The organism is Nonomuraea sp. PA05 (assembly GCF_008086045.1).
Taxonomy (GTDB): domain Bacteria; phylum Actinomycetota; class Actinomycetes; order Streptosporangiales; family Streptosporangiaceae; genus Nonomuraea; species Nonomuraea monospora.
Map to the genome: position 1 here is coordinate 135648 of NZ_VSEY01000018.1, position 12415 is coordinate 148062.

A 12415-nucleotide genomic window follows, 5' to 3' on the forward strand; every position below is an offset into this window, starting at 1 on the left:
TCTGGTCAGTGGCCGTCGGGCCGGTGGTGGGAGTCGTGGTCCAGCCAGGGACGGTCCATCGAACCGGAGGCCTGGTCGATCAGGTAGGCGGCGGGTGAGCGGCCGGTGCTCACGTGGCGGTCGGCGAACGCGGCCACGGCGCCGGCCAGGGCGGCGTCCGCGCCGAGCCGCGGCAGCGCCTCCAGCGCGGCGCGGAAGCACGCCTCGGCGGCGTTCCTGATCCGCGGGTCGGCCAGCCCGCACCTGGCCGCCCGGTCCCAGTCCTCCTGGTACGGACCCGGCCGCCGCACCTCGACGGCGGCCATCGCGGCGTCGGCGGCCCGGTCGTCGGTGATCAGGGCGTGCGTCACGGCCACGCACACCGGCCAGTCGGACGGATGCAGCGCGTCCAGGTAGCGGATCTCCAGCCATCCCCTGGGCCGGACCGGCGGGAAGACGGTGGTGGCGTGATAGGCGAGGTCCTCCGGGGTGGGCCGGCGCTCGCCCCCGCTCTCCAGCCAGTCGCGGAACGTCGAGCCGTCGCGGATCGGCCGGTAGCGCTCGGACTCCTCCCGGACGAGCATCAGCCGGGAGTCGAGCAGGTACTCCGTCCAGTCGGCGACGGGGTCGCCCGTGACGGGCACCGGCCGGGTCCTGCTGCGGTCGAGGTTGTTCCAGACGTCCTGGCGGCCCGACATCCACCCGTACGGCCTGCCGCCGCTCAGCGGGGAGTTGGCGAAGGCGGCGAGCAGCACGGGGCCGAGCGCGTGCGCCCGCTCCCAGCGGACGGCGGGCTCCCGCCCGAAGTCCAGGTTGACCTGGATGGACGCGGTGGAGCACATCATCAGCGCCCCGTACGGCACGCCCAGGAATTCGGCCATCGCCTCGTAGCGGGGCAGCCCGAGCTGGCGGCAGGGGGCGCGCACCGGATCGAGCCCCACCGCGCCCAGCGCCAGCCCGGCGGCGCGCAGGCCGTCGCGGACGGCGGCCACGTCGGCGGTCAGGCGGGCCACCGTCTCGGGCAGCGGGCCCGCGGGGCCCGACAGTTCGAGCTGGCCGCCCGGCTCGAACGTCACCCGGCTGCCGCCCGGCAGGTACCCGGGCAGCGCCCGGCGGGTCCGCTCCATCGGGACTTGCCCGCCGGGATCCTTCCGGTCGAAGACGAGGAACTCCAGCTCGACGCCCACCCGGGCGGCGGCGGGGCGGAAGCACCGGTGCGCGTACTCCGCCACCTCCGTGACGTCGCGCAACGGTGTGCTCTCGGCCGTGACCCCGATCATCGTCTCCCTTTCGCCGGCACCGCGCGCGGGTCGTACTGGTGCGCACGGGACTACAGACCCGGGAGGCGCTCGATCGTTACACACGAATTTCCGCGTAACGGACGGGGCGTGGAAGGCACTGTGTGACATGGAGCAGGGTTCACTGGGCTGCGCGGAGGTGCTCGGCCTGGTCACTGATTACCTGGACGGCGCGCTCCCGCCGGGCCGGCATCGGGCCGTCGCGGGGCATCTGGGCGCGTGTGCGGGGTGCTCGGGGTGGGTGTCGCAGCTGCTGGCGACGATCGCGGCTCTGAGCTGCCTGCGTGACGGGGTCATCCCTGCGCCGGTGCTGGCCGCACTGCGGGAGAGTTTCGCGGGCGTCGAGGGCTTGCGGCGGGAGAGCGGATGCTCGGGGGGCGTTCCTACGGGCTCGGGGGATCCTGCGGACTTGGGGGATCCTGCGGGCTCGGGGGGTCCTGCGGGCTCGGGGGACGTTCCTACCGGGGACGGCGGTCGCGGAAGGCGGACATGAGCCGGTCGCGCACCGGCGCCGGCAACTTCTCCGGCGGCTGGTCGCCGAGCACCTTGATGGTGGCGCGGAACTGCTCGAGGTATCGCCCGCACCCCTCGCAGCAGGCGAGGTGCGCCCGCATGCCGTCGCGGGACGGCTGGTCGAGGGCGTCCTCAAGGTAGGCGGTGAGCTGTTCCGCCAGTTCGTCGCAGGTGAACCGCTTCACGACGTTGACCGCCCTCGTCTCTGGGATGAACCGTTTCACTCATTGTCGCCGCTGCACGGGCCCGATGGGGCCGCGCGACCTCATTCGGGCTGTTTGACGGCCTCGTAGTAGTCCGCCAGCCAGCCGCGTACCGCGGTGCGGGCGCGGTGCAGCAGCACCCGCTGGTTGGCCGCGGAGATCTCCAGGATCTCGCACACCTCGTCGGAGGTGCATCCCTCCACGTCACGCAAGGTGATCACGACCCGCTGCCGGGGAGGCAGCCGGCCGAGCGCCTCGGCGATCAGCACCCGCACCTCCGCCGCCAGCGCCTCGCCCTCGGGCGTCGGCCACGCCGCCGCGCCGTCGAACCGGCCGCCCCTGGCCGCGCCGAACTCGACGAACGGGCCGCCGTCCCGCTCGAACGTGCTCCACGGCAGCGTGCGGCTCTCGCGGACGCCGCGTTTCTTGGCGGTGTTGACCAGGATGCGGAACACCCAGGTCTTCACCGAGGAACGCGACTCGAAGGCGTCGATCCCGTCGATCACCGCCAACCAGGTGTCCTGCACGACCTCCTCCGCGGAGTGGTCGGTGGACACGTACGACCTGGCGACCCGGAGCATGCCCCTGGACCAGGTGTCGAGCAGCACCGCGAACATCGCCTCGTCGCCGGCGCGCAGAGCTCCGACGACGACGTCATCCGGGGGCAGCCCACTGCCCTCGAAGGACCCCACGATCGCTCCCCCTCCGGTCGAACGCTGGGACAGCGCACACATTAACTTCCCCCACTGACGTTTCCCCGGGCCGCCCCGTGTAGCCCTGTCTCGCGCGCATCTGCGTGGGGGACGGGGTTGCGGAGCGGCGGGGGCTTGACCGGCGGGTCTGTCGCGTGGCCTGCCGCGGGGGTGCGCCGCCGGACGCCTGAGCGGTGCACTTGCGTGGCGGGTGGGTGCCACTAGTGTGGCGGCGCCGTCCCACCGCGAAACCCGCGGGGCGAGGCGCGAGTGCCCCGCGGGCGCGTCCGGACGCGGAGGCTACCGCTCCCCGGCCGGTTCCTGGATCGCTTCGGGCGTCTCGTCCCCTGCCACGAGGGCGTCGGCGCCGCGCAGCCGGTCACGCCGGTTGGCGAGCAGGCTCGTCACCGTGACGACGAACAGGACTCCCACGATCACTCCGAGCGAGGCCAGTGTCGGGATCTCCGGCACCCACGTCCAGATCCCGTGAGCCCAGTGCAGCACCAGCTTGACCCCGATGAACGCCAGGATGACGCCGAGCCCGTGGTTGAGGTGCCGCAGCTTGGTCAGCACCCCTTGCAGGACGAAGTACAGCGCCCGCAGGCCGAGCAGCGCGAACGCGTTCGTGGCGAAGACGAGGAACGGGTCCTCCGTCACCCCGTACACGGCCGGTACGGAGTCCACGGCGAAGACGATGTCCGTGGCCAGGATCGCGACGGCGGCCAGCGCCAGCGGGGTGAGCGCGAGCCGCCCCCGCTCGCGCACGACGAGCCGCGAGCCGCGGTATTCGTCGGTGACGGGCACGAAGCGGCGCACCAGCCGGACGGTCCGCATGGAGGAGATGTCCACCTCCTGCTCGCCGCCCTTCACCACGTCCCGGACGATCTTGCCGGCGGTCACGATGAGGATCGCGCCGAACAGCAGGAACGCCCAGGTGCCGCTCTGCAGCGCGGCGGCGCCGAGCCAGATGAAGATGACGCGCAGCACGAGCGCCCCGACGATGCCGTACAGCAGCACCTGCCTGGCCAGCGCGGACGGCACCGCGAAGGCCGCGAGCAGCAGCATGAACACGAACAGGTTGTCCACCGACAGCGACTTCTCCACCACGAACCCGGTGAAGAACTCGACCGCCACGCCGCCGCCGTGATCGGCCCACAGGTAGAAGCCGAAGAACACGGGCAGCAGCAGGTAGAAGACCGACCAGCCGATCGACTCGCGCATGCTCTCCTCGCGCGGCCGCCGAGTGATCAGCATGTCCACCACCAGCAGCAGCAACAGGGCCGCGACCGTGATGATCCAGAGAGTCGGTGAAGCGATGGTGCGCAGCTCTAGGGCATGCGAAAATGTCCCCGCGGACATGGGAATACCTCCCTCGAACAGATCCAACCGTTCGAGGTCTCCTTCACCCAAAGGGTGGCCGTCCGGGGACGCGCGGGACGTCCGTACTGACCGGGCCGGCTCTTTGGAAGTACTCCCCTCGCCGGTTCAGAGTAGATCAAACGGGGACATCCCTCCACCCCGAGGGTGCCCTGAAGCCGCTCTTGACGAGATAATTGAACGAAATTTTAAATTCGACCATGGGACGCATCGCGGGAGTCACCGCCGCGGAGACACGTGAGCGGCTGCTGCGCGCCGCCGCCGAGGTCTTCGCCGAGCGCGGCTACGACGGCACGCGCGTGGCGGACATCGCCGCCGCCGCGGGGGTGAGCAACGGCGCCCTGTACGCGCACTTCGGCTCGAAGGCCGAGCTGCTCGTGGCGGCCCTGCGCGCGCACGGGCGCAACCAGCTCGCCAGCCTGTTCGTCGCCGACCCCGACCGGTCGGCCACGGAGCTGCTGCTCGCCATCGGCCGCACGCTGACCCGGCGGCGCGACCCCCTCGGCTACCTGGTGGTCGAGGCGCTGGTCGCGGCGCGCAGGGACGAGGACGTGGCCGGGCCGATGCGCGACTACGTGGGCGAGCGGGCCGACTGGATCGCCGATCTGGTCGGGGTCGCGCAGGGGGACGGTGAGCTGGATCCCGCTCTGTCGCCGGAGGCGGTGGCGCACTTCTGCCTGCTGCTCGGGATGGGCAGCGCGCTGGTCACGCCGGATCTGCGCGGGGTGGGTGACGAGGAGTGGGCGGCGCTGCTGTCCAGGATCGTCACCGCCCTGACCCCGCAATCCCCGCCCGCCACCTCCGACCGGCCCGACCCCACCGACCAGCCCGCCGACCAGCCCGCCAACCAGCCCGCCAACCGGCCCGAGCCCGCCGACCAGCCCGCCGACCGGCCCGAGCCCTCCCCTGAAGCGGGGGCTTGACCGGACGCGCGGGCCAGGCGGGCGGCGGCCCAGCCGCGCGCGGGACATCGCCACGACAGTCTTCCCGGCCCTGGAAATCACCGTCGCCGTGGTGTTCGCTGACGGCGACGTTCCCCGGCAGTATTCGTCGGCGGAACTCGTCGGCAGAACTCGTCGGCAGAGGGAGAAGCCATGACCGCCACGCCGCACCCGCTCGACCCGCTGTCCCCAGGCGAGATCGCGGCCGCCCGGACCGTGCTGGCCGCCGCCGGGCTGATCAAGGACACCACCCGCTTCGCGTACACGGGGGTCGAGGAGCCACCCAAGGACGCGCTGCTCACCTACTCGCCCGCCGCCCCGCCCGACCGCAGGGTCAGGGTGCTGCTGCTCGACACCGCCGGAGCCGCGCCCCGCGACGTGGTCGTCTCGCTGACCCGGGGGACGGTGGAGTCCGACCGTACGCTGGATCCCGCGCTCGACGGCCAGCCGCCCGTGCTGGACGCGGAGTTCGGGATCGTCGAGGAGGTGCTGGCCACCGACGAGCGGTGGATCGCCGCGCTGAAGACCCGGGGGCTGGACGTCGCCAAGGTCAGGGTGGCCCCGCTGTCGGCGGGCGTGTACGCCGGCGAGTACCCCGGCGAGGCGGGCCGCCGCATCCTGCGCGGGCTCGCCTTCGTGCAGGAGCACGAGAAGGACCACGCCTGGGCGCACCCGGTGGACGGCCTCGTCGCGTACGTGGACGTGCTGAACCGCACGGTGGACCAGGTGATCGACTTCGGCCCGGTGCCGATCCCGTCGGTGTCCGGCAACTTCGACGACGCCGCCGTCACGGGGCCCGCGCGCACCACGCAGCGGCCCATCGAGATCACCCAGCCGGAGGGCCCCAGCTTCACCCTCGACGGCAACCTGCTGCGCTGGGAGAACTGGTCGCTGCGGATCGGCTTCGACGTGCGCGAGGGGCTCGTCCTGCACCAGATCGCCTTCCACGATCGCGACGCGGGCCGCGAGCGGCCGATCGTGCACCGCGCCTCGATCGCCGAGATGGTCGTGCCCTACGCCGACCCGTCCCCGATCCGTTCCTGGCAGAACTACTTCGACGTCGGCGAGTACCTCATCGGCCAGTACGCCAACTCCCTGGAACGGGGCTGCGACTGCGTCGGCGAGATCACCTACCTCGACGCCGTCATCGCCGACGAGCACGGCGCCGCCCGCACCCTGCCGAACGCGATCTGCCTGCACGAGGAGGACCACGGCATCCTGTGGAAGCACACGGACCTGTGGACGGGCTCCTCCGAGGTGCGCCGCCAGCGCCGCCTGGTGCTGTCGTTCTTCGCCACGGTCGGCAACTACGACTACGGCTTCTACTGGTACCTCTACCTGGACGGCGCCATCGCGTTCGAGGCCAAGGCGACCGGCGTGCTGTTCACCTCGGCCTACCCGAAGGGCGAGTCGGCGTACGCCACGGAGGTCGCGCCCGGCCTGGCCGCGCCCTACCACCAGCATCTGTTCTGCGCCCGTCTCGACATGGCCGTGGACGGGCCCGCCAACCGGGTCGAGGAGGTCGAGCTGGCCCGTGTCCCGATGGGGCCCGGCAACCCGCGCGGCAACGCGTTCACCTACCGGCGCACGCCCCTGCTGCGGGAGGGCCAGGCGCAGCGCCTGGCCGAGCCGGCCGTGCAGCGCGCCTGGCACATCACGAACCCGGCCTCGCTCAACGCGATGGGGCGGCCGGTGGCGTACGTGCTGCAGCCCGAGGGCAAGCCGGTGCTGCTGGCCGATCCCGGCTCCTCCATCGCGGCGCGGGCCGCGTTCGCGACCAGGCACCTGTGGGTCACCGCGTACGACCCGGACGAGCGTTACCCGGCCGGCTTCCTGGTCAACCAGCATCCGGGCGGCGCCGGGCTGCCCGCCTTCGCCGCCGCCGACCGCGACCTCGACGGCCGCTCGCTCGTCGTCTGGCACGTCTTCGGGCTGACCCATCTGCCCCGGCCCGAGGACTGGCCGATCATGCCGGTGGACCACACGGGATTCACGCTCAAGCCCAATGGTTTCTTCGACCGCAATCCGACCCTGGACGTTCCCGCGCATCACGGGCACGGCGGCTGACCCCCTACTCAGCCGGAGCGGTCCCGCGTACTTTTCGGACCGCTCCGGCCGGCTTTTTATTCATCGGCGCCATCGGGAAAGTCCGGCCGCCGAAAAGAAGTTTCACCGTGCTGTAATGGCGCGACCCGGCAGGGGGTATGCGGGCTTGATATTATCCTGTCCTTAGTGGGACGCCTGGCGCCTATTGCGTTGCCTCCGGATCCATGTTGTGATTCGGCTTGTTCGCACGCCGGCCTTCTCCCCCTCCACTGGCCGGGTCACGGCAAGGATGTACGGCACTTTCCTGCTGTACCGCCCGGACCTCCGCCCGGGGGAATTGGAGGAGCCTTTTCCCATGTGAGCACCGTCATGGTCGCGCACGCCTCGGGGACCACGCTTTTATGCGCCGGAATATCGGCGTGTTTCCGCGGAGTTTTCGGCGTCCGGTTCGTCGTGCGCGTAATTCGGGTGAACATTCAACGGAGGCTGCGTTGACACAGTGGCTCAAACCGTTCGACGTCCGGTTGTTCCGAGAGAGCTCCGAGACGACTGTGGCCAAGCTGGAGAAACACCTGGCCGATCTCTCGATCAAAGGTCTGTCGCTGACCGAGCCCGCCGTGCTGTCGCGGGCGGCCAGGGCCCTGATGACGACGGAGCGGGAGCACATCGCGGGCTACGACGAGGACCGGCTCGCCGCCATCATCGACCTGTACGTCAGAACCGGCATCCAGGTGCACTCGCCGGGCTACATGGGCCGGCAGTTCTCCAGCACCGTGCCGCTCGCCGGCGTCATCGACTTCGTCAGCTCCGTGGTGAACCAGCCGTCGTCGTTCTACGAGGCCGGCCAGCTCCCCAACGTGGTGGAGAAGATCATGGCCGACGAGCTCAACCGCTTCATCGGCTGGCCGCCGGACAGCTTCGCGATGGTCACGACGTCCGGCGGCTCGCTGGCCAACCTGACCGCGCTGCTGGCCGCCAGGAACGACAGGTTCCCCGGCTTCTGGACGGAGGGCAGCGCCGCCTACCCGGACCAGGCCCGTCCCGCCATCGCCGTCGGCGACGACGTGCACTACAGCGTCTCCCGCACGGCAGGCGTCATGGGCATCGGGGAGGCGCAGATCGTCCGCCTGCCGCTCAACGGCGAGCAGCAGATCGACATGGACCGGGTACGCCCCGCGCTGGACGCGGCGGAGCGGCGCGGCCTGCGCGTGTTCTGCCTCGTGGCCTCGGCCGGCACCACGTCGGTCGGCGCGTTCGACCCCATCGACCGGCTCGCCCAGGTCGCCGCGGAACGTGACATCTGGCTGCACGTGGACGGCGCGCACGGCGCCAGCCTCCTGGTGTCGGACCAGCTCCGCCACCGGCTCAAGGGCATCGAGCTGGCCGACTCGCTGACCTGGGACGCGCACAAGATGATGTTCACGCCCGCGCCGTGCACGCTGCTGTTCTACCGCGAGAAGGACAAGAGCCGCCGAGCCTTCCGCCAGCGCGCCAGCTACGTCTTCGACGAGGAGCCGGACAGCTACGCCGCGCTGGACAGCGGCGGCAAGACCATCGAGTGCACCAAACGCCCCATGATCATGCCGTTGTGGGTCGTGTGGGCCATGTACGGCAGGGCCCTGTTCGCCGAGAAGATCGAGTACCTGTGCCGGCTGACCAGGGACGTGCACCGCATCCTGCTGGCCGAGCCCGACTTCGAGACCGCGCACTACCCGGAGTCGAACATCCTGTGCTTCCGCTACCGCCCCGGCTGGGTCCGCGACGAGGACGTGCACCGCCTCCAGGTGACGATCAGGGACCGCATCAAGCTCCAGGGCACGTTCTTCATCTCCAAGGTGGACATCGGCGGCGTCGCCGCGCTGCGCGTCGTGATGATGAACCACCTCATCACCGAGGAGCACTTCCGGATGCTGCTCGCCGAGATCAGGGCGGCCGGGCAGGAGCTGTCCGGCGGCCGGCAGGACGACCAGCAGCACGTGGGAGGACGCCGATGAGCCGGACGACCCCGGATCCGCGCACGCTGGCGGCCAAGCTGATCCCCGAGGAGGAGCTGGCGCCGGCCTCCGTGGAGGCGGTGACCGGGCTGCCGTCCTTCGCGAGCAAGATGCGGGAGTTCGAGCGCGCCTACCGCACGCCGTACAGCGAGCTGCCGCACGAGACGCAGGACGCGCTGGTGCTGCGCCGCCTGCGCCAGCTCGTCAACACCGTGCGGCTCAACCCGGCCTGGCGCGAACGGCTGCGCGCCTGGGGCCCCGACGGGGGCGGGCCGATCACGTACGAGGACTGGCAGGCCGTCCCGATGGCCGACAAAAACGTCCAGCGCGACCTGTACATGGAGGGCCGGCCCGGCCTGGTGGTGCCGCTCGACCACGGCGGGTTCGAGGTCGTCGCGAGCGGCGGCACCAGCGGCGGCGCGCCGCTGGAGGTCGTGTACGCGCTGCGCGAGCTGCACGACACCTACCGGGTGGCCGGGCGCTTCCTGGGCGCCTACCAGCTCGACCGGCACTTCCCCGCCGACGGCCCGAAGTGGCTGTTCACCACGCTGGCCGACTACCAGATGTGGAGCAGCGGCACCATGGTCGGCGGGGTGCTGCAGCACGTGCCCGGCGTCAACTACATCGGCGCGGGGCCCGTCACCGCCGGGGTGCTGGAGCACATGTTCTCTTACCCGGGGCCGAAGGCGCTGATGGGGATCAGCGCCGGCATCGCGATCCTGGCCGACCTCGGGCAGGGGCTCAAGCGGGAGGCCAGGGAGAGCTTCCGGGTCGCGCTGTACGGCAGCGGCGTGCTCGCGCACCGCAAGCGGGCCGAGCTCAAGGCGCTCTACCCCAACCTGACCATCCTCAGCTACTTCGCCGCGACCCAGGCCGAGACCGTCGGCCTGCAACTGGAGGAGTCCTCGCCGTGCCTGTCGGCGGTGCCCGGCCTGCACCTCGTCGAGATCGTGGACGAGCAGGGCCGCTGGGTCAGGGACGACGAGGAGGGTGAGCTGGTCGTCACCCGCCTGCACGCGCACGAGGCGCCGCTGCTGCGGCTCAAGCTCGGCGACCGCATGATCCGCAGGCCCCGGCTCGGCGGGCCTGGCCCGCGCGCCGAGCGGTTCGAGTTCGCCGGGCGGACCGGTGACGTGCTGCACATCGCCGACAGCCAGTACTCCGCCGCGCGGGCCTACGTGGCGGTACGCGAGGACCTGCGGCTGGTCGCGCCGGTGGACCTGGACGAGGTGGCGCACGAGGTGCAGTTCGTCAACCAGCGCGAGGAGCGTTCCATCACGCTGCTGGCCGCCGTGGACGACGTGGCGGCGCTCACGTACGCGACAGAGGCGGCCATCGGCCCGTACGGCGCGCACCACGTGTTCGTCAACGCGCTGCCCCGCTCCCTGTCGCTGTTCAACCAGGGGGAGGCCAACCCCGCCTCGATCGAGAAGACCGGCTACCGGTTCCACCTGCGGTTCGTGCCGCGCTCGTCCCCGGAGATCGAGCGGACGAACGTCGGCAAGGTGCCGCTGGTCCGCGACAGGGGCTGACCCCCCGGAAAGGAGATCGGAAGTGGCCGTGAAACCGCAGGTGAGCATCATCGCCCTGGTGGACGTCATCGGGGCGCTGTCCGACCGCTCGCTGCTCAACGGGAACCTGGTCCTGATCGACGACGGCTCGTTCGCGAGCAGGGCCCAGGGGACGCCTGACCTGTGCACCATCGTCCAGCCGGGCCAGGTCGTCCAGTGGACCGCGCTGGCGGTGGACCTGCAGACGCCGGTCGAGATCAAGAACATCGAGTTCCTCCGGCTCCAGCCGCCGCCCGGCGCGCCCGCCTACCCGGCTCCGCAGGCGGGCTGGGCGGGCCCTGGCCTGGCGCCACAGCCCGCCCAGCCCGCGTACGCGGCGGCGGGCCACGGTCCCGGCGCCTTCCCACCGGGGCCCACCATGGTGACGGGCGCCCCCACCACGGAGAGCGAGAAGCTCGACCTGGAGATCTGGGCCGGGGTGGTGCCGTACTACATGGTGCCGGGGGTGGCCTACCGCTACCGGCTGGAGTTCCAGATGTACGAAGGCCCTTACAGCGTGCTGTACGTCGAGACGCCCTCGCTGATGCGGATCTAGGGAAGGAAGCCCATGCCCCAGCAACTCGCGATCATCCTGCTCGTGGACGTCGCCAACGCCCTGGAGACGAAGACGCTGGAGGGGAACACGTACCTGTTCGACAACATGAAGCTGCACGGTTCGGAGGGCCAGGGCACCGGCGAGCTGGTGACCGCGATCCACGGCTCCTACTGGCGCGACGGGTCGCAGGCGAGCGAGCAGGTGCTGAACTGGCTGCCGTACAGCCTGGGCTCCATCCCGCCGACCGTGCCCCGCGGCTACGAGGCCGAGCGGGCCCGCCAGACCGACCGGGAGGCGCTGACCGAGCTGGAAGCCATGGTGAACAAGCCCGCCAACCAGGGGGGCGACGCCGCGGCGCAGCTCAGCCACCTCCAGCAGACGCTCGGCACCCGCGTCAAGAGCACCAGGCGCACGCGCGGGCCCGCCACGCAGAAGATCCTGGACGTGACCGGCAACGTCATCTCCTACGACGGCGCGGCCGCGCACACCTACCCACCTCCCGTGATCACCGACATCTACGGCGAGGCGGTCGACAAGAAGATCATGTATCCGGCCGAGTACGGCTCCCCCGACATGGTGACCGACGGCTGGTACTGGTCGGCCACCGTGGACTCGACCCGGCCCGGCACCTACGCGTACACGATGTCCATCCAGCTCCACCGGCTGCTGCTGCAGGGCGGCGACTGGACGTGGGAGCCGGTGGACCTGACCTGCGAGTCCAAGCTCAGGATCGTCTCGGAGCCCAAGCGCAACGCCTTCACCAAGTCGGGCCTGGGCCTGCTGCCCATCCCGCCGGCCTGAACCCCATCCCCCGAGGAGGAACCGTGCCACCCAGAGCGAAGACGCGGGACAACAGCAGGGCGCCGATCTCGATCACCGCCGTCCTGGACGCCGTCGGCGCGTTGGCCGCCGGCAGCGTGCGCGGCCACCTGTACCTGTACGACACCAACAAGGCCGGCGGCTCCACCGGCTTCGGCACCGAGGAACTGCGCACCCGCGTGCACGCCGGAGACCGCGTGCTGTGGAACTGCCTGGCGCTGGAGTGCGAGGCGTTCGTCGGGATCTCCGCCATCGAGGTCGACAAGGACGTGATCGAGCCGGAGCGCAAGGTGTATCCGGGCACCGACGTCGCGTACTGGATCGGGACCGTCAAGAAGGACGACATCGACGTGGTCCCGTACCGGATCAAGTTCCTGGTCGGGACGCGCGCAGAGCCGATCGTCACCACGCTGTCGCCCACGCTGGTGGGCTGAAGGAGGCAACGCC

12 protein-coding genes are annotated in these 12415 nt (G+C 71.0%); 8 read left to right on the forward strand and 4 right to left on the reverse strand.

The window, feature by feature from the left end; translation table 11 throughout:
• Positions 1-5: 5 nt before the first annotated feature.
• Positions 6-1259 carry an ergothioneine biosynthesis glutamate--cysteine ligase EgtA gene (egtA, locus tag FXF51_RS27615; protein ID WP_148437581.1) on the reverse strand — a complete coding sequence of 418 codons (1254 nt, stop codon included), beginning with the start codon at positions 1257-1259 and terminating at the stop codon, positions 6-8.
• A 127-nt stretch (positions 1260-1386) separates the two neighbouring features.
• Here egtA and FXF51_RS63845 point away from each other — a divergent pair, with 127 nt between their 5' ends.
• The gene (locus tag FXF51_RS63845; protein WP_148437582.1) at positions 1387-1770 is read left to right on the forward strand and encodes an anti-sigma factor family protein; all 384 of its coding nucleotides are present in this window, start codon (positions 1387-1389) and stop codon (positions 1768-1770) included.
• Here FXF51_RS63845 and FXF51_RS27625 read toward each other — a convergent pair.
• The 3 genes from FXF51_RS27625 to FXF51_RS27635 all read right to left on the reverse strand — a co-directional run bounded on the left by FXF51_RS27625 (position 1736) and on the right by FXF51_RS27635 (position 4044).
• Complete coding sequence (locus FXF51_RS27625) at positions 1736-1975, reverse strand: anti-sigma factor family protein (RefSeq protein ID WP_148437583.1); 240 nt, start codon at positions 1973-1975, stop codon at positions 1736-1738. The genes FXF51_RS63845 and FXF51_RS27625 overlap by 35 nt on opposite strands.
• A gap of 80 nt (positions 1976-2055) precedes the next feature.
• The gene (locus tag FXF51_RS27630; protein WP_262379879.1) at positions 2056-2685 is read right to left on the reverse strand and encodes an RNA polymerase sigma factor; all 630 of its coding nucleotides are present in this window, start codon (positions 2683-2685) and stop codon (positions 2056-2058) included.
• Between the two features lie 300 nt (positions 2686-2985).
• The gene (locus FXF51_RS27635) at positions 2986-4044 is read right to left on the reverse strand and encodes a TerC/Alx family metal homeostasis membrane protein (RefSeq protein WP_148437585.1); all 1059 of its coding nucleotides are present in this window, start codon (positions 4042-4044) and stop codon (positions 2986-2988) included.
• Between the two features lie 218 nt (positions 4045-4262).
• On the opposite strand from FXF51_RS27635, the gene FXF51_RS27640 reads away from it, so the two are divergent.
• From FXF51_RS27640 to FXF51_RS27670, 7 genes are all read left to right on the forward strand, one after another.
• Positions 4263-4985, forward strand: a complete 723-nt coding sequence (locus FXF51_RS27640) for a TetR/AcrR family transcriptional regulator (RefSeq protein ID WP_148437586.1) — start codon at positions 4263-4265, stop codon at positions 4983-4985.
• 171 nt (positions 4986-5156) lie between these two features.
• Positions 5157-7070: a primary-amine oxidase gene (locus FXF51_RS27645; protein WP_148437587.1), complete on the forward strand. Its 1914-nt coding sequence runs from the start codon at positions 5157-5159 to the stop codon at positions 7068-7070.
• Positions 7071-7540: 470 nt separating this feature from the next.
• Positions 7541-9043, forward strand: a complete 1503-nt coding sequence (locus tag FXF51_RS27650; protein ID WP_187414601.1) for a pyridoxal phosphate-dependent decarboxylase family protein — start codon at positions 7541-7543, stop codon at positions 9041-9043.
• A complete protein-coding gene (locus FXF51_RS27655) occupies positions 9040-10575 on the forward strand; it encodes a hypothetical protein (RefSeq protein ID WP_148437589.1) in 1536 nt (511 codons plus the stop codon). Before FXF51_RS27650 ends, FXF51_RS27655 begins: the two co-directional genes overlap by 4 nt.
• Before the next feature lie 22 nt (positions 10576-10597).
• Positions 10598-11149 carry a hypothetical protein gene (locus tag FXF51_RS27660; protein WP_148437590.1) on the forward strand — a complete coding sequence of 184 codons (552 nt, stop codon included), beginning with the start codon at positions 10598-10600 and terminating at the stop codon, positions 11147-11149.
• A 12-nt stretch (positions 11150-11161) separates the two neighbouring features.
• On the forward strand, positions 11162-11950 hold the full coding sequence (locus tag FXF51_RS27665; protein ID WP_148437591.1) for a hypothetical protein: 789 nt from the start codon (positions 11162-11164) through the stop codon (positions 11948-11950).
• A gap of 23 nt (positions 11951-11973) precedes the next feature.
• Positions 11974-12402, forward strand: coding sequence for a hypothetical protein (locus FXF51_RS27670; RefSeq protein WP_148437592.1), 429 nt, complete (start codon positions 11974-11976; stop codon positions 12400-12402).
• The last annotated feature ends 13 nt before the right edge of the window (positions 12403-12415 follow it).